The organism is Fibrobacter sp. (genome assembly GCF_017551775.1).
In the GTDB taxonomy this organism is placed as follows: Bacteria; Fibrobacterota; Fibrobacteria; order Fibrobacterales; family Fibrobacteraceae; genus Fibrobacter.
Window position 1 is genome coordinate 47,591 of sequence record NZ_JAFZKX010000079.1, and the last position, 16,936, is coordinate 64,526.

At 54.7% G+C, this 16,936-nt stretch carries 15 protein-coding genes; 13 read left to right on the top strand and 2 right to left on the bottom strand.

The window, feature by feature from the left end; translation table 11 throughout:
* The first annotated feature begins 11 nt into the window (after positions 1-11).
* The 6 genes from IK012_RS09585 (at position 12) to IK012_RS09610 (ending at position 5,471) form a co-directional block, all read left to right on the top strand.
* The gene (locus IK012_RS09585) at positions 12-251 is read left to right on the top strand and encodes a hypothetical protein (protein ID WP_290953678.1); all 240 of its coding nucleotides are present in this window, start codon (positions 12-14) and stop codon (positions 249-251) included.
* 70 nt (positions 252-321) lie between these two features.
* Positions 322-1,134, top strand: coding sequence for a thymidylate synthase (locus IK012_RS09590; RefSeq protein ID WP_290953681.1), 813 nt, complete (start codon positions 322-324; stop codon positions 1,132-1,134).
* A 37-nt stretch (positions 1,135-1,171) separates the two neighbouring features.
* Entirely contained in the window at positions 1,172-1,684 is a 513-nt protein-coding gene (locus tag IK012_RS09595) for a dihydrofolate reductase (protein ID WP_290953684.1), read from the top strand.
* Between the two features lie 118 nt (positions 1,685-1,802).
* Positions 1,803-3,068 carry an MgtC/SapB family protein gene (locus IK012_RS09600; RefSeq protein WP_290953687.1) on the top strand — a complete coding sequence of 422 codons (1,266 nt, stop codon included), beginning with the start codon at positions 1,803-1,805 and terminating at the stop codon, positions 3,066-3,068.
* Between the two features lie 91 nt (positions 3,069-3,159).
* Complete coding sequence (gene guaB, locus IK012_RS09605) at positions 3,160-4,617, top strand: IMP dehydrogenase (RefSeq protein ID WP_290953690.1); 1,458 nt, start codon at positions 3,160-3,162, stop codon at positions 4,615-4,617.
* A gap of 179 nt (positions 4,618-4,796) precedes the next feature.
* Entirely contained in the window at positions 4,797-5,471 is a 675-nt protein-coding gene (locus IK012_RS09610) for a hypothetical protein (RefSeq protein WP_290953693.1), read from the top strand.
* Positions 5,472-5,524: 53 nt separating this feature from the next.
* Here the strand turns inward: IK012_RS09610 and IK012_RS09615 are convergent, their stop codons facing one another.
* Positions 5,525-5,758, bottom strand: coding sequence for a hypothetical protein (locus IK012_RS09615; protein WP_290953696.1), 234 nt, complete (start codon positions 5,756-5,758; stop codon positions 5,525-5,527).
* An 83-nt stretch (positions 5,759-5,841) separates the two neighbouring features.
* On the opposite strand from IK012_RS09615, the gene IK012_RS09620 reads away from it, so the two are divergent.
* From IK012_RS09620 to IK012_RS09630, 3 genes are all read left to right on the top strand, one after another.
* On the top strand, positions 5,842-8,205 hold the full coding sequence (locus IK012_RS09620; RefSeq protein WP_290953699.1) for a hypothetical protein: 2,364 nt from the start codon (positions 5,842-5,844) through the stop codon (positions 8,203-8,205).
* Between the two features lie 65 nt (positions 8,206-8,270).
* On the top strand, positions 8,271-9,062 hold the full coding sequence (locus IK012_RS09625; RefSeq protein ID WP_290953702.1) for an inositol monophosphatase family protein: 792 nt from the start codon (positions 8,271-8,273) through the stop codon (positions 9,060-9,062).
* Positions 9,063-9,143: 81 nt separating this feature from the next.
* Positions 9,144-10,913 (top strand): glycoside hydrolase family 9 protein, encoded by a 1,770-nt coding sequence (locus IK012_RS09630; protein WP_290953705.1) that lies wholly within the window; start codon positions 9,144-9,146, stop codon positions 10,911-10,913.
* Positions 10,914-11,025: 112 nt separating this feature from the next.
* Here the strand turns inward: IK012_RS09630 and IK012_RS09635 are convergent, their stop codons facing one another.
* A complete protein-coding gene (locus IK012_RS09635) occupies positions 11,026-12,570 on the bottom strand; it encodes an acyl-CoA carboxylase subunit beta (RefSeq protein WP_290953708.1) in 1,545 nt (514 codons plus the stop codon).
* Between the two features lie 265 nt (positions 12,571-12,835).
* On the opposite strand from IK012_RS09635, the gene IK012_RS09640 reads away from it, so the two are divergent.
* From IK012_RS09640 to fabZ, 4 genes are all read left to right on the top strand, one after another.
* Positions 12,836-13,081 (top strand): acyl carrier protein, encoded by a 246-nt coding sequence (locus IK012_RS09640; RefSeq protein WP_290953711.1) that lies wholly within the window; start codon positions 12,836-12,838, stop codon positions 13,079-13,081.
* Positions 13,082-13,213: 132 nt separating this feature from the next.
* On the top strand, positions 13,214-15,610 hold the full coding sequence (locus tag IK012_RS09645) for a beta-ketoacyl-[acyl-carrier-protein] synthase family protein (protein WP_290953715.1): 2,397 nt from the start codon (positions 13,214-13,216) through the stop codon (positions 15,608-15,610).
* A gap of 9 nt (positions 15,611-15,619) precedes the next feature.
* Positions 15,620-16,351: an SDR family NAD(P)-dependent oxidoreductase gene (locus IK012_RS09650; protein ID WP_290953723.1), complete on the top strand. Its 732-nt coding sequence runs from the start codon at positions 15,620-15,622 to the stop codon at positions 16,349-16,351.
* A complete protein-coding gene (gene fabZ, locus IK012_RS09655; protein WP_173344303.1) occupies positions 16,348-16,794 on the top strand; it encodes a 3-hydroxyacyl-ACP dehydratase FabZ in 447 nt (148 codons plus the stop codon). Before IK012_RS09650 ends, fabZ begins: the two co-directional genes overlap by 4 nt.
* Positions 16,795-16,936 lie beyond the last annotated feature (142 nt).

The following is a 16,936-nucleotide window of genomic DNA, read 5'->3' on the forward strand; positions in this document are numbered from 1 at the left end:
TATTTGCTTCCATGACAAAACTTGACGAAATTTTGCAGTCCCTCGGGGCGTCGAACCACGACCTGGTCGAGAAACTTCCCGCAAACTTGAACCACAAGATGGTGCAGAAGGCTCGCCTTGGCAAGAAGCCCGTCCCCAAGCACACGCAGGACCTGATTTTGCAGGCGGTGAACATGCTTATGCGCGAAAAGGCTGTCGCCGAAGACAAGGCGGTTAAACAATACAAGCGGGTGGAACTGTTTGCTGATTAAACCCGCTTTGTCACCCTGACGCAGGTCAGGGTCAGCATCATTCTTTAGGCTATTTTATTAAATTACTCATATGCAGCAATACCTAGACTTACTTCGCGATATTCTTGAAAATGGCGTGGACCGTTCCGACCGCACGGGTACGGGAACGCGCTCCGTATTTGGCCGCCAGTGCCGTTACGACCTGTCGCAGGGGTTCCCTTGCCTCACCACAAAGAAACTGCATTTGCGCTCGATTATCCATGAGCTGCTGTGGTTCTTGAAGGGTGACACGAACATCAAGTATTTGCACGACAACAAGGTCACCATCTGGGATGAATGGGCCGACGAGAATGGCGACTTGGGCCCGGTTTATGGTCACCAGTGGCGCAGCTGGCCGACTCCCGACGGTGGCCACATCGACCAGATCCAGAATTTGATCAACAGCCTCAAGAACAATCCCGATTCCCGCAGGCACCTCGTGTGCGCTTGGAACGTTTCTGAAGTCGACAAGATGGCACTGCCGCCTTGTCACTGCCTGTTCCAGTTCTACGTGGGCGGGGTGGGGAAGTCCGGCAAACGCAAACTCAGCTGCCAGCTGTACCAGCGCAGTGCCGACACCTTCCTCGGGGTGCCGTTCAATATCGCGTCTTATGCGCTTTTGACGCTCATGCTCGCACAGGTCTGCGACTACGAACCGGGTGAATTCATCCATACGTTGGGCGATACGCACCTGTATTCAAACCACTTTGAGCAGGCGAAGGAACAGCTCACGCGCAAACCGCGCAAGCTCCCGACCATGAAGCTCAATCCCGAAATCAAGGACCTGTTCGAGTTCAAGTTCGAGGACTTCGAACTCGTGGATTACGACCCGTGGCCGACCATCAAGGCTCCGATCGCTGTTTGATGAACTTGTCATCCTGACGACCAAAGGAGGGATTCATATGACAAACTCAATAAAGGTCAATAAAAAACTAATCTCTGCTATCGTAGCAATTTCTAAGAACAATGTCATCGGGCGTGACGGGCATCTGCCGTGGCACCTGTCTGCGGACCTCAAGCGTTTCAAGGCCATCACGACGGGGCATTCCATAATCCTCGGACGCAAGAACTACGACGATATCGGACGTCCGCTCCCGAACCGCAAGAACTACGTGCTTACGCGCAATGTCGCTTTCAAGGCTCCGGGATGCGTTGTGTGCAACTCGCTCCAGCAGGCAATTAAAGGTGCGCAGGATGACGGCGAGACGGAATGCTTTATTGTTGGCGGTGCTGCCGTTTATCGCGAAGCCATGCCTCTCGTGAAAAAAATGTATGTGACACGCGTTCTTGCCGATGTGGATGGCGATGTGCATTTTCCAGAATGGGGCGAGGGCTGGCGCAAGGTGAGCGAAGAACGCTTTGAAGCCGACGAGAAAAACGACTTCCCGACGGTGTTCGAAGTCTGGGAACGCTAGCGGCGCGCCGCTGCTACAACTTGGAATAACTTTTCCGCAATTTGTAACCCCCGGTTTGCTCGGGGGCGTTTTTTTTGTATAGATTAAACACATGTTGGATTTTAATGTTTTTTACCGTTTGGCTGCTGCGATAGGCATTGGTCTTATCATAGGTATGCAGCGCGAGCACACGTATTCCGACCAGAAGGATAGGCATCCGGCCGGTGTTCGCTCGTTTACGCTTGTGGGCCTTGCCGGCGCCATGACGGCTATGCTTTCGGACCAGATGGGCGGAGTCGCTCCTTTCGTGACGGGTTTCATTGTAATCGGTCTGTTGCTGGTTGCGTCGCACATTTCTTTTGCCATCGCGCACAAGCCGCAGGAAGGCCGCCCCGCTGTCGGGAGTGACGGCGTTACGACGAGTGTCGCGGTGATAGTGGTGTACCTGCTGGGTGCGCTTTCGATGTATGGCCGGCTTCTGGAATCGTGCGTCGTGGTGGTGGTGATGCTCTGGGTGCTTTCGGCTAAGGAACAACTGCATGCCTTTGCGCAGAAACTTTCGAAAGAAGACATTCTTGCGACGGTGAAGTTCGCGGTGATTTCCGCGTTGATATTGCCCTTCTTGCCGAACCAGGCTTATGGCCCGCCCGGGCTGGAAGTCCTGAATCCGCATACGATATGGCTTTTCGTGGTGTTTATTTCGGGCATCGGCTTTGTGGGCTACGTGCTGATAAAACTTGTGGGGCCGGGCAAGGGAATTTGGCTTACCGGCCTTTTGGGCGGGCTTGCCAGCAGTACCGCCCTCACGCTCAACCTGGCGGGCCGCAGTCGCGAGAACGAGGACTACGCCTCGGACTTTACGCTCGGGATTGTGCTCAGTTGGGCGGTGATGTATGTGCGCCTTTATCTTATCTGCATTTTCCTGAGTGGAGCTCTTGCTAAACCTCTATTGCTGCCGCTCTTGCTTCCGGTCGTGCCGGCGCTCGGTTACGCGCTGTTCCTGAAGTTGAGAGAGTTTGGCGACCATCGGCAGAAATCCGCGGACTTCACGAACCCATTCAAGCTTTTGCCCGCCATCAAGTTCGGCGCGGTGTTCACTGGCGTAATGTTTGTCGCGAATGCGGCGCGCGTTTACCTGGGTTCGGGGGCGCTTCTTGCGTGCAGCTTCTTGGGCGGTGCCGCCGAGATGGATGCGGTCGCGTTCTCCGTCATCGACATGAACCTGAAATCGGGCCTCGGCGTGCGTGAACTTGTGCTTGCGCTCCTGTTTGCAAGCCTTGCGAATACGCTTACCAAGGGGGCCCTGGTGTGCTTCCTCGGTGCAAAGTCTATGCGCCGCCCGATAATTCCGGCGGTCGTGCTGATTTGCGCTGTGACTGGTGCCCTTATCGGGTATTACATTTAGGAAAAAACATTTTTTTTCTGCTTTTCTAGTAACTAGTAACTACTGACTAGTAACTCTATTTGCTATATTTACCACGCAAAAGAGGTACTTTATGAAACTTTTGCCAGAAGCTTTGACGTTTGATGACGTCCTACTCGTTCCCGCAGAATCTTCTGTCTTGCCGGCCCAGACCGACGTGAGCACACAGCTCGCCAGCAATATCAAGCTGAACATTCCTATTATCAGTGCCGCCATGGATACCGTTACGACGGCTCCTTTGGCTATTTCGCTTGCTCTGCAGGGCGGTCTCGGCATTATCCACAAGAATATGAGCGTTGAAGACCAAGCTGAAGAAGTCCGCAAGGTCAAGCGCTGGCAGTCCGGTATCGTCACCAATCCGGTGACCCTCGATGCCGATGAGCCGGTATCCGCTGCATTTGAACTCCGCGCCCGCAACAAGGTGAGCGGTTTCCCGATCCTCTCGAAGGGCAAGCTCGTCGGCATGCTCACGAGCCGTGACCTCCGCACCGTTAGCGACATGAACGTGAAGATCCGTTCCGTGATGACGAAGAACCCGGTGACGGCGAGCCCCAAGGTGAGCCTCGCCAAGGCTAAGGAAATTTTGGCCGAAAAGCGTATCGAAAAGCTCCCGCTGGTGGATGCTTCCGGTGCCCTGAAGGGCCTCATCACGATGACCGACATTTTGAAGCGCGAAAACAACCCGAACGCTAGCCTCGACAAGAATGGCCAGTTGCTCGTGGGTGCCGCGGTTAGCACGTCTGCCAATACGCTCGAACGCGTGGCGGCCCTTGTGGATGCCGGTGTGGACCTGTTGATTATCGATACGGCCCATGGTCATCACATTGGTGTGCGTAACATGGTGAAGACCGTTCGCAAGAAATACCCGAAGCTCACGATTTGCGCCGGTAACGTCTGCACGCCGGAAGCTGTTGAAGAACTCGCCAAGTGCGGTGCCAACATCGTCAAGGTGGGTATCGGTCCGGGTTCCATCTGCACGACTCGTATCGTGGCTGGAGTCGGTTATCCGCAGTTCTCCGCCGTGGTGGAATGCGGCAAGGCTGCCCGCAAGGTCGGCGTGAAGATTATTGCCGACGGTGGTCTCAAGTTCTCTGGCGACATCGTGAAGGCTCTCGCCGCCGGTGGTCACGCCGTGATGGTGGGCTCTCTCTTTGCCGGTACCGAAGAAGCTCCGGGTGAAGTCATTCTCGCCGATGGCCGTAGCTACAAGAGCTACCGCGGCATGGGCTCCCTCGGCGCCATGAAGGCCGGTTCTGCTGACCGTTACTTCCAGGGTGGCGTTCAGGAACCGCGCAAGTTCGTTCCGGAAGGCATCGAAGGCCGCGTCCCGTACAAGGGACCGCTCCGCGACACCGTTTACCAGCTCATTGGCGGTATCCATTCTGCAATGGGTTATGCCGGTGCTGCGAACCTCGAAGAACTCTACAAGAAGGCAACGTTCGTCCGCATCACGGGCGCAGGCCTCCGCGAATCGCACCCGCACGACGTGACGATCACGAAGGAAGCCCCGAACTACCGCACGGGCGACTAAGGTCCCTGAGCTTGCCGAAGGGCCGCAAGTAGAATCCTTGTAAAGAAAAGCCCGCGATTCAAGTCGCGGGTTTTCTTGTGGGGTGTTTTTACAGGGAACGTTTGGAACGTGAAATATTAAAAGGAGATTATATGAAGATTGTTAATTTATTTGCAATATCCGTTGTTACATTTTTCTTGATGAATTTTGCCGGTTGTTCTGCCAACCGCCAGTTCCTTGATTCGACGTGGACGCAGAAACCGGCGAAGATGAAGATTCTTTTTACGAAGCCTACCGTTTTGGTTGGAGATGAAAAGATCAATACACCGGAACCGGCTTTGGATTATTTTTGGAGGAATAACGGAGATCCCGAGATACCCGCATCGATGGAAGCAATTTCGGACTGGTTCAAGGTTAAGGTCGACAATGTAATGCAGTTCAATTCGAATGTCCCGAGCGTGGTGGAGAAGGTTTCGAAAAAGAAAATCTCACGTGATACCGAGAATATGGATGGGGTCGAGGTCAATATTCCCAAGGTGGAATCGATGTCAGATAGCTTTGATGTTTATTTGATTCTAGACGAGATTCAGATGAAGGTTTCGAAGGTTGTAAACACGATGACTGTGGGGCCTACCGTAAATCCGGCTACCGGCATGCCTGGGGCTGGAAGCTATCTGACGTTCAAGGGCGAATCTACTAGAATTGATGCGAATTATGTCATTTATGATGTGAAGACAGGAAAACGCCTAGCATACGGGCACCTAGAAGACGATATGTACCATGAAGATGTTGCCGCTGAAACGGGTTGGTACGATAACGTTCGTGATTTGATGCTGAAAATACTGGTCCAGACTCCGGTAACCCGGTTCAAGTAAATTGAAAAGGCCTGTCCATGTGGACGGGCCTTTTGCGTAAGTTTTATGTGCGTTTAGAAGTCCCAGCAATCTTCGTACAGGGGCGTACTGAGGATGCCGAGGGAATCGGCTTCTTTGGCTTTTTCTTCGGCGACGGCCTTGTCCAGGTCGCATTTCCTTTGATTGGGAGCATCTGTTGTCTTGTAGCAATATGCGGGCTTTACGCAGGCTTTCTGCGAGCCGCCTCCGTCACAGCCTATTAGGCAGAAAGCTGCGGCTAAAAAAACGATAGAAAGAATCTTGTCCATGAACATCCTCCTTTTTTCCTATAATCTATAATTATTAAGGGATAAAGCAATACTTTGGACAAAAAAAATTTTCTACATTGTGTATGATGTTTAAGTTTTTGACAAAATGGCTTTTTCTTCCGGCGCTGATAGCCTTGTTTGCGTCTTGCGCCGATGACGAAGAAGGTACTGAGTTCCTGTTCAACCGCGAGGTCATGGAATTGAGCGTCATTCGCGGTTGTGCCGACCAAAATGATACTTCTGCTTGTTATCGCGTGCGTTTCAGCCTGCCTATCAAGAAGGATGACTTGGCCTGTATCCGTGTATGGCTCGATACCACAGTGGTGGACGATACCTCGAAGGCAGTTTCTTCGAAGCAGATAGACAATTCGACGATGTGTCTCGAGTACGATGAGGAGTCGAACAAGCAGGCAGACACGTTAGACCTTACCAAGGAAGTCAAGGAGTTCCTCGACAAGGATTATGACAGTCTCCAGGTTGCGTTCTTCTGTGAATATTCCGATGACGGAGATCCGGGTGCAGTTCAGCGCGTATTCCTGCATTTTAAGGACGACCTGCCGCCTTCGAGCGTGAACATTCCCGATCCCATCACGTGGACTGACGGGGCCGAATTCGAATGGCACCGTTCAACTGACCAGACTGATTTTTACAAACCCGCTGAACTTTCCGGAATTATTTTCGGCTACAACGTCGTCATCTATGCGGAAGACAGCGAGGAAGACTTGAGCAATATCAAGGTTATCCTGACTACGCCGGAAGGTGTCGATTCTACGGGTAAAAAGCTTTACCATCGCCACGCTCGTATAAGGTCTGACAAGGATTCCGTGTGGCTTGATTCTGTACCGCGGAGCGAAAAGAAGAAGAACGTATTGCGCATCGCCGTACTCGACGGCAAGGGGTTCGATTTTGATAACGATTCCTTGAACCGTTACAGCATGGTTATACGTGGACTTCACCCGATGTCGGTGTACACGATTGGCATTGCCGCTTGGGATGCCGTCGGAAACAAGTCGTGCACTGAGTGCCTTTCGGAACCGAAGAACAACAAGCGCTTCGATACGACTGATTCTGTCGCACCTGTCATGGCCACAAAGCTTTACTTTGTCGAGGACACGCTGTTCCCGGGAATGGCCCGCCTCGACAGCAACAACAGGCTCCGCATCTTTTGGAACATAAGCGTGGATCCGTTCGTGGTCGACCATCCGATTAAGTCCGATACGGTGCTCCTCGTCCCGGATACGTGCAAATTCTCCCTGTGCTACGATACGGTCGCCACCTACGTGATTGAGCATTACGATGAGAATGCGAAGGAATGGAAAAAGTTCGATTATGTTATTGGGGATTCTGCGCGTTACGGGAAAAAGTACGAACTCCAGAAAGGAGTCATGACGGAGACGACGAGAGCCGTGACTAGGGATGGCTCGGCTACGGGACTTTTCGTTACGGATACAGTCCGTTGGGTTTCTCCGGGCGATACGATTATTTTCCGCATCCGTTCTAGGGACAAGTCCGGCTATTACTCGACCGCGTTGATCGATACGGTTCGCGTGTCGCCCGGTTCTGCTGCCGCCGATTTGGAATGCCCCGAAGGCTTTGTTCCCGTGTCGCTGAACGATACCACGAAGTTCTGCATGGAACGTTACGAGCACAGGAACGATTCCGGAGAATTTGTCTATAACGTGCTCCATTCCGAAGCTGTAGCCGCTTGTGAGGCTGTATCTGCTTCTGGATTCAAGGTGAGCCTTTGCAAGGAACGCGACTGGGAACTCGTCTGCCTTTCGGGCGGAACGCTTTCGAACGGCGTGCTTGTCGAAGAGTCCGTGAATTCAGCCAAGTCGCTGTTCAGCTACTGCAACGTCGGGACGAACGATTCCGCTTCTGCTGCGGATATTTCCAAGCGCGATTACCGTTGCACGAATACGATGGGTGTGAAGGACCTGCCTGGCCAGTATCAGGAATGGGTTATCGGCAAGTCCGAAGATACGGTGGCCGTGGTGAAGGGGTCTAGCTACAAGGTGTTCAGCGGGCTCGACCGCGAATCGCTCATGCTTTGTACGAACCGCTCGTATCCGTACTTTACGCGTCCTGGTTACACGACGGATTCCGTCTTTATTTACCGCGAAGGAGCGAAGGTCGATACCGCCTTTAAAGCCGATACCTCGCGTACGCTCTACAAGGTCTTGACCAAGAAGGATTTCAAGGACAGCTTGCAGTTCTTCGAAGTTCAGGATGCTTCGGGCAATACCATCGGCGAGGATTATGCGCTCTATTCCGAATATAAGAAGGGTGGAGACGAATGGCTCGATACGCTTTCGAACGGGCTTGTCTACGTGCCGAGTGAAGTCAAGGTCGTGTTCCTCACGGGAAGCAAGGTGGCATACCGCGGCGCTACGGCGTTCTACAAGTCGCCGGCAATATCGTTCCGCTGCTGCGCTTACCCTGAGTAAAGCGCTTACGGCGCAGTTCAAACCGTTTAAACCGGAGTTGCTAGGTACTAGTAACTAAAACCAAAATGCTTGATACCAGAAATTTTTTGTCTGTCGCCGAAACGCTTGCCAAGCAAGCGGGCGACCTCTGTCTTGAAATCCAGAACGATCTGGGCGAGGTGCATTACAAGTCCAAGAAGGATGTGGTGACCCGCGCCGACATTGCGAGCGAAAAACTCATTGTGGAAGGCATCCGCAAGGCTTTTCCGGAACATTCCATCCGTACCGAGGAAGCGGGAATTATCGAGGGTTCCGACCCGCGGTTCCGCTGGATAATCGACCCGGTGGACGGGACCGTGAACTTCAGCCGCGGGATTCCGCTGTGGGGCATCTCCATCGCGCTCCATTTCGAGGGAAAGCCCCTGGTGGCGGCGATCAACCTGCCGAAGCTCGGGGAACTCTATACGGCGGCCCGCGGGCTTGGCGCCTTCATGAACGGGAAGGCGATACATGTGAGTTCCGAATCGGAGTCCGTGCACGCCATCGTCTCGAACGGAGACTTCAATGTGGGCGATGCCGAGAAAATCAATGCGCAGAATTCGCGCAATTTTGCCCGTGAGGCGGTCGCCTTCGAGCGGGTCAAGTGCCTGGGTTCGGCCGTAATCGAGGGCTGTTTTACCGCCTGCGGGCGCATAGACTGCTTTGTGATGACGATGAGCTACCCGTGGGATATCGCCGCCATAGCCCTGATGGTGGAGGAGGCGGGCGGGAAGGCTACCCGCATAGACGGCGCCCCCCTGCAGTTCGTGGATGCGGAACAGGCCGTTTTCAGCAACGGCACGCTTCATGACACCTTGATTGGAACGCTTTCCATGTAAATATTCTTTTCGTGTGCAAACGCGATAAAAGATTTTATATTGTTCCGCGGTGGGATTGTGTGCAAACACACGGAGGTGTTCATGAATTTTAAAAAGAGTTTGATTGCCGCGGTTTCGCTGCTGAGTGTCGTCCCTATGGCCTCTTTTGCGGCCCTTAGCGAGGACGACTTTGTCGAAGCGGCATGGATGACGACCCGTTTTTTTGGTGCACAGCGTTCCGGCCAGGGCCCCAACTGGGTTCTGGATGGCACCAAGCACACGACTAGCTTTACGAAGGACAGCTACAACGGCAAGGATGTTTCCGGTGGCTGGTTCGACTGCGGCGACCACGTGATGTACGGGCAGTCCCAGGGGTACGCCTCTTACATTTTGGCGCTGGGCTATGCCGAATTCCGACAGGGCTTTTACGACCTCTATACCGGTGACTACACCGACTACAAGGAAAGCAATGACTACACCCGAAAGGGCGGCAAGCCCAACGGTGTGCGTGACTTGCTCGAAGAACTCCGCTACGAGGCTGATTTCTGGGCGAAGGCAGCCATCAGCAGTTCCGCGTTTGTCACGGTGAAGGGTGACGGCAATTCCGACCACAAGAAGTGGGTTACGGCGGGCATGATGAGCACGCTCGGTTCGGGCGATGGCGGCGAGCCTCGTTCTATTACCGGCAATGCGAACGACGCTTTTACTCCGGGCATGGCTTCGGCAATGCTTGCCGTGATGGCTCGTGTCGATCCTGATTCTGCGAACAGGAAGAAGTACCTGGAAGCGGCCAAGACGGCCTATGCTTACGCCAAGTCGCACAAGGGCGTGACGACCTCCGGCGGCTTCTACGAATCCACCTGGTGGGACGGCCGCTGGAAGGATGGTCCGTTCCTTGCCGCTCTCGAACTTTACCGTACGACGAAGGACAATACCTACAAGACCGAAGCGGATGAATGGTATTTCGACCTTCAGTTTGTTTCGGGCAGCTATACGCGTCTCAACTATTCCAACGCGGTCCCGCTCTCCGTGGTGATGGCGGAAGGCGTTTTCCAGTGGGCACCTTCGTCGGGTTCTTTCTACGATGCGGAACAGTTCCTGGACAACATCTACAAGAAAAAGGTCAAGGACGATGTCTTCATGGGAGAAACCGGTGGCAGCGCATCTTTCTCCGTGCGTTCTCCGGCGGGTGGCGCTTTCCTCTATGCGCTTCTCTCGAAGTTCTACGATGATTCCAAGTTCGACAAAATTATCGAGAAGAACGTCGCTTACCTGCTCGGCGACAACAGCAACAAGAAGTCCTATGTGGTGGGCTTTACCCGCAATGGCGCAAGCGCCCCGAAGTCTCCGCACCACCGCGGTTACTATGCCAACGAAGATCCGGGCCGCGAAGTCGATTCCGGATTGCAGCCGCCCGAGAAGAACAAGCTGCTCGGTGGCCTGATTGCCGGTGATTTCAACAGCGGCAGCCACAGCGGGACGGTCTCGAACTGGCAGGTGAACGAAGTCTGCGTCGACATGAATGCTCCGCTCGTAGGTGCGCTCGGCTACATCTTGAGCAAGAAGGCTCCGGTGACGATGGAAGGCGAGGAAGAGGAAGAAGAAGAGGAACCGGAGGATTCGCTTGATGTCGTCCGTCCTGTGCTGGCGGCTACGGGCCTCAAGCTTTTCCAGAATGGCTCGACGGTCACGCTTTCCGACATGAACGGCGGCAACTTCGACGTGCGCGTCTTCGACCTCAGCGGCAAGACGGTCCAGAGCTTTGCGGGTGCCCGCGGCTCGCTCTCCTTTACGCTTCCCTCCAGGGGCGTATTCCAGATCCGCGTGTCCACCCAGAAGAACAGCCGCATGTTCCTGGTGAAATCCCTGTAATTGACCGGCATTGGCATGCTGAACTGGCATGCCGCCCCTGCCGTCATGCTGACTTTAAAAAAGAAAGCCCTGACTTGCGTCAGGGCATTTCTCGTTAGTCGCTAACCACAGACTACAGCGGGATGTTCCCGTGCTTCCTCCAGAGGCGAGCCTTCTTCTTGTTCTTCAGGTAGTCGAAGGCGGTCGTGAGGCGGTCGCGCACGTTGGCCGGCGAAATGACTTCGTCGATGTAGCCGTTCTTTGCCGCGATGTAGGGGTTGAGGTACTTTTCTTCGTATTCGGCGATGAGCTGCTTGCGCGTTTCTTGCGGGGTTGCGGAAGCGGCGATTTCCTTACGGTGCAGGATGTCGACGGCGCCTTCGGCACCCATCACGGCGAGCTGCGCGATCGGGAGCGCGAACACGTAGTCGGCGCCGAGGTTCTTGCTGTTCATGGCGATGTAGGCGCCACCGTATGCCTTGCGGAGGATGAGTGTAACCTTCGGCACGGTCGCTTCGGCGTAGGCGTACAGGAGCTTTGCGCCGTGGCGGATGATGCCGTTGTGTTCCTGCTTGGTGCCCGGCATGTAGCCCGGAACGTCTTCCAGCGTGAGGATAGGAATGTTGAAGCAGTCGCAGAAGCGCACGAAGCGGCTGGCCTTGTCGCTAGCGTCCACGTCGAGGGAACCGGCGATGAAGTTCGGCTGGTTCGCGACGATGCCGATGACGTTGCCGTCCATGCGGGCGAAGCCGATCACCACGTTGCGGGCGAAGTCCTTCTGGATTTCGAGGAAGCTTTCCTTGTCGGCGAACGTCTCGATGACGCTGCGCACGTCGTAGCCCTTCTTGAAGTTATCGGGGACGATTTCCTCGATTTCCTTGGACTTGTCGACAGCCTTGGACTTTTCGGCGACAGGCGGCTTCTCGAGGTTGGACTGCGGCAGGTAGCTGAGCAGGTTACGAACCGCTTCGAGGCATTCCTTGTCGTCCTTGCACACGAAGTGCGACACGCCGGACTTGGTGGAGTGCACGCCGGCACCGCCGAGACCTTCGGGGGAGACCGTTTCTGCGGTCACAGCCTTCACGACGCCCGGGCCCGTGATGAACATCTGGCTCGTCTTTTCGGTCATGAAGATGAAGTCGGTGATGGCGGGGGAGTAGCAGGCACCGCCGGCGCAGGGTCCGAGAATCACGGAAATCTGCGGGATGATGCCGGAGGCGAGCGTGTTGCGGGTAAAGATGCCGCTATAGCCGTCGAGGGAGTTCACGCCTTCTTCGATACGGGCGCCACCGCCGTCGTTGATGCAGACGAACGGGGCCATGGATTCGAGGGCGAGGTCCATCGCCTGGCAAATCTTCTTGGCGTGGGCGGAACCGAGCGAACCGCCACTCACGGTAAAGTCCTGGGAAGCGACGTAGACGGTCTTGCCGTTGACCTTGCCGTAGCCGGTCACGACGCCGTCGCCGAAAATGCGCTTGGATTCGGGCAAGTCGAGGCTGGTGGAAACACGCAGCGCGCCGATTTCGCGGAAGGTGCCCTTGTCGAAAAGGATTTCAAGACGTTCGCGGGCGGTAAGCTTGCCCTGCGAGTGCTGTTTCTCGATACGAGCTTCGCCGCCGCCGGCGACAGATTTTGCCTTGTATTCGTTCAGTTTTTCAAGATAAGACTTATCCCACATGGTAGTCATCCTTTGTTGTTTACGTCCTTGTTCATTTTTTGTAAAAAAAGATGAACGTTTTAAATACCGTGCAAATGTAGAAAAATTCTAGGATTGTCAAAACTTATTTGCATGTTTCAAAAAAAATATATAGGTGCCCTTCTGGATACGTATGTGCACTTAGTCTTTAAAATGTGCTTTTTATCCGAATTTCCCATTTTCGCCAGTTGTAAAACGTATTTTTTTACTATCTTTCAGCCGAAAATTTATTCAAAAAGAGGAAACTATGACTAACGAAGAAGTTAAATCCAAGCTCAAGTCTTTCTTTATGTCCGACCTCGGCGTTGATGGCGACGTGCTCCAGTACGACACTGCCCTTTTCGGTGATGAAATCGGTCTCGATTCTGTGGACTCCCTCGAAATCATCTCCTTCGTGGACTCCACCTTCGGTGTCTCCATGACGGGTGTTGCCAAGGAAAACTTCCAGTCCATCGATACTATCGCCGCTTACATCGAAGCTCACAAGGCTTAATTATTGACGGACGATGCCATTTTGGGCATCGTTCCTTTTTTTCCCGGTTCCCATGGCGGGCTTCAGCCGGAGGTTCGCCTGCCGGACATAAGCCATGACCGGGAATCTCTTTTTTTGTTTTACGGAGTGTTTATGACGCTTGAAGAAAACCGTTGCGTAGTTACCGGATTGGGCGTAATTTGTGCCGTCGGTAACAATGTCGAAGAAACCTGGAACAATGCGCTCAAGTCCGTCTCGGGCATCTACAAGACTACATCTGTCGATACCAAGAACTGCTATGCCGATTTGGCTGCCGAAGTCAAGTGCGATACGCTTGACGATATCGATGCCCCTGAAGAAAAGGACCGTGTATCCAAGCTGTGCATAAAGGCCGCGAACGAGGCTCTCGCCGACGCCGGCCTTTCCAATTTTAACGACGACCAGCGGGTGAGCGTCATTATCGGAAGCTGCGTCGGCGGCGTCATTTCCATTGAACATTATCATCAGGGCGCGAAAGAGGCCTCCGACATTCCCAAGATGCCGATTGCCTGCATCGCAAGCCAGGTTGCTGAAACCTGCGGTGCCGGTGGCATCGTCACGAACGTCGCGAACGCCTGTGCCGCTGGCACGATTTCGATTGCGCTCGCTTGCGACTTGATCCGTGCGGGCAAGGCCGACGTGGTGGTGGCCGGTGGTGCCGACTCCTTTGCCGCTGTCCCGTATTCCGGATTCCTTTCTCTCCATGCCCTCGACGAGAACGGCTGCTCCCCGTTCAACCACTGCAACGGCATTACGCTCGGTGAAGGTGCCGGTGTCGTTATCGTGGAATCCTATGAACATGCCAAGAAGCGCGGTGCCAAGACGTACTGCGAAGTTCTCGGTTCCGGCGTGACGAGCGACGCTAACCACATTACCGCCCCGCGCGAAGACGCCCTCTGCTTGATGGAGGCCATGAACCGCGCCGTCAATAATTCCGGCATCGCGAAGTCCGAAATTGGTTACGTGAATGCCCACGGTACGGGTACGGGCAAGAACGACTTCGCCGAAATGACGGCCTTCAAGACCTTCTTCGGTGAAGAGAACCCGACGGTGAGCGTGAGCTCCACCAAGGTGATGACGGGTCACTGCCTGGGCGCCGCCGGTGCTATCGAGGCCGTGTTCAGCATCAAGGCTCTCACGACCGATACCGTGCTCCCGACCCTCCATTATTCCGAAGAAGACTCTGCCGCCCTCAAGGAAAAGGCCGGTTCGCTTGACTTTGTCCAGAACGAACCGCGCAAGAAGGCCCTCCAGAGCGTCATGAGCAACAACGTTGCGTTCGGCGGTACGAACGCGAGCATCATTTTCTCCAAGCAGCCGGGCAATGTTTCGGCGCAGTCGGCCAAGGTCAAGAAGATTGCGGTCACGGGTCTCGGTATCGTGAGCCCGCTCGGCAACAGCAAGGCTGCCTACATCGAGGCGCTCAAGGCCGGCAAGAAGCTCGAAAGCGCTTCCGTGAAGTCGGTCATTTCGCTCGACGACTACAAGGAACTCGGCATCAAGATGGCCTTCTACCGCAAGCTCGACAACCTGGGCCAGCTCCAGACGGTCTCGGGCATGCGTGCGCTCCAGGATGCGAACTTCAAGGTGACCGAAGACAACGCGAAGGATATCGGCATTATCGTCGGTACCAGCGAAGGCGGTCTCGGCTCCACGTACGATTTCGAGGAACTCATTGCCCGCGAAGGCAACGCGAACGGTTCTGCGTTCAAGTTCCCGCACACTGTTTACAACGCCGCCGGCGGTTACCTCTCGATTTGCTCCGGCATCAAGGGCTACGGCGTGACGATTACTACGGGTCCGCTCTCCGGTCTCGACAGCATCGGCTATTCCATGAACGTCATTCATGACGGTCAGGAACAGGCGATGATGGCTACGGGTACCGACGAAAACCTGCCGATCATTACTGAATTCGCCGAGAAGCTTGGTGTGGCCGCAAATGACGTGGTCGCTCCCTTCGCGAATGCCGATGGCTGCGTGGTGGGCGATGGCTCCGTGTCTATCCTCCTCGAAGAAGAAGATTACGCGAAGGCCCGCGGCGCCAAGGTCTACTGCTATGCGCTCGGGTTCGGCCATGGCCGCAAGAACGTGAAGTTCGGTAAGCTCGAAGGTTCCGACGAAGCTCTCGACAAGGCCATCAACGACGCCCTCGCCGATGCCGGCCTCAAGGCTTCCGACATCGATGCCGTCTGCGGTTTCGCGAACGGCTTCAAGAAGATTGACGATATCGAGAAGGGCGCGCTCCAGCGCGTGTTCGGCGAAAAGCTTGCCGCGATGCCGCTGTTCGAAGTCAAGGAACGTACCGGCGAAGGCCGTGCGGGGTCTGCGACGCTTGCCGCCTCCGAAGCAGCCATGCTTCTGAGTGGCGAACTCGAAAGCGACAACGCTTACTTTGTTGCAAACGACGGCTCTGTTTCGAGCAAGCCGGCCGCTGCGGCAAATCTCAAGAATGTTTTGATTATCTCTTTTGCGGCTGGCGGTTCTTACAGCGCAGTCGTGTTCGGAAAATAAGGAGGCTATATGAAGGTTGCTCTCGTAACAGGCGCATCCAAGGGAATCGGCAAGGCTTGTGCCCTGCGACTCGCCCGCGACGGTTACACGGTGGTGGTGAACTACTCCAGTTCCGATGAGGCTGCCCAGCAGACTCTCGACCAGATCAAGAACGAAGGCGGCGACGGCATGCTCTACAAGGCGAACGTGGCCGACCTCTCTCAGGTGAAGGTGATGGTTCGCGAAGTCTTCAAGGCTTATGGCCGTATCGACGTGCTCGTGAACAATGCGGGCATCGTGCGTGACGAATACCTCCTGATGATGAATCCGGAAACGCTCGACAAGTGCTTCGACCTGAACGTGAAGGGCTACTTCTATTGCGCCCAGCAGGTCGCCGTGAAGATGTACAAGCAGAAGTCCGGCGTGATTATCAACATGAGCTCCGTCAGCTCCAAGTTCGCGCTCGCGGGCCAGGCGGTTTACAGCGCCACGAAGGGCGCGGTGAACTCCCTCACGCAGACTCTCGCCAAGGAACTCGGCGGTTTCGGCATCCGCGTGAATGCGGTGGCTCCCGGCTTTATCGCGACCGAGATGATCGAGGCCATTCCCGAAGAAACCCGCAAGGGCTACCTCGAGAAGATTCCTCTCAAGCGTTTCGGTTCCGCCGACGAAGTGGCGAACATCGTTTCCGCCCTCGCTTCTGACCAGTTCTCCTACATTACGGGCCAGGTATTCGTGCTCGACGGAGGTCTCTCCCTATGATGAACATTTTCGAAATCAGCGAAAAGATTGCCCAGCGTCCGCCGTTCCAGATGATCGAGAAGGTCACGGAACTCGTGCCGAACGAATCCGCTACTGGCATCAAGAACGTGAGCGTCAACGAGCCCTTCTTCATGGGGCATTTCCCGGGCACCCCGATTATGCCGGGCGTGCTTATCGTGGAAAGCTGCGCTCAGCTTTGCTCGCTCGTGATTGAAAAGCCCGCCGAGGATCTCGAAAAGAACCTCTACGTGCTCCTGAAAATCGACGGCTTCAAGTTCGTGAAGCCGGTGATTCCGGGCGACCAGCTCGAAATTACCGTCAACAAGACGAAGGGCGGTGGAGTCATCGTCGGCTTTGACTGCATCGTCAAAGTGAACGGCGGCGTCCATGCCAAGGGTTCGCTTACCTTCACGAGCATTCCCAAGGAAAACCTCGGAAAGTAATTCCGCAACAGGGTATTAAAGTAAACTCCGGGACGAATCTCGGAGTTTTATTTTTTGCGCCCCCCTAAGGGCTAGTAGCCAGAAAGTCACCCTGACGTAGGTCTGGGTCAGTTTTTTTACCCGACAAGAACATCTGATGCTG

Coding starts and splice junctions, on each gene's coding strand:
- IK012_RS09585 (WP_290953678.1), top strand. CDS start 12: ATGACAAAACTTGACGAAATTTTGCAGTCCCTCGGGGCGTCGAACCAC.
- IK012_RS09590 (WP_290953681.1), top strand. CDS start 322: ATGCAGCAATACCTAGACTTACTTCGCGATATTCTTGAAAATGGCGTG.
- IK012_RS09595 (WP_290953684.1), top strand. CDS start 1,172: ATGACAAACTCAATAAAGGTCAATAAAAAACTAATCTCTGCTATCGTA.
- guaB (WP_290953690.1), top strand. CDS start 3,160: ATGAAACTTTTGCCAGAAGCTTTGACGTTTGATGACGTCCTACTCGTT.
- IK012_RS09610 (WP_290953693.1), top strand. CDS start 4,797: ATGAATTTTGCCGGTTGTTCTGCCAACCGCCAGTTCCTTGATTCGACG.
- IK012_RS09615 (WP_290953696.1), bottom strand. CDS start 5,758: ATGGACAAGATTCTTTCTATCGTTTTTTTAGCCGCAGCTTTCTGCCTA.
- IK012_RS09620 (WP_290953699.1), top strand. CDS start 5,842: ATGATGTTTAAGTTTTTGACAAAATGGCTTTTTCTTCCGGCGCTGATA.
- IK012_RS09625 (WP_290953702.1), top strand. CDS start 8,271: ATGCTTGATACCAGAAATTTTTTGTCTGTCGCCGAAACGCTTGCCAAG.
- IK012_RS09630 (WP_290953705.1), top strand. CDS start 9,144: ATGAATTTTAAAAAGAGTTTGATTGCCGCGGTTTCGCTGCTGAGTGTC.
- IK012_RS09635 (WP_290953708.1), bottom strand. CDS start 12,570: ATGTGGGATAAGTCTTATCTTGAAAAACTGAACGAATACAAGGCAAAA.
- IK012_RS09640 (WP_290953711.1), top strand. CDS start 12,836: ATGACTAACGAAGAAGTTAAATCCAAGCTCAAGTCTTTCTTTATGTCC.
- IK012_RS09645 (WP_290953715.1), top strand. CDS start 13,214: ATGACGCTTGAAGAAAACCGTTGCGTAGTTACCGGATTGGGCGTAATT.
- IK012_RS09650 (WP_290953723.1), top strand. CDS start 15,620: ATGAAGGTTGCTCTCGTAACAGGCGCATCCAAGGGAATCGGCAAGGCT.
- fabZ (WP_173344303.1), top strand. CDS start 16,348: ATGATGAACATTTTCGAAATCAGCGAAAAGATTGCCCAGCGTCCGCCG.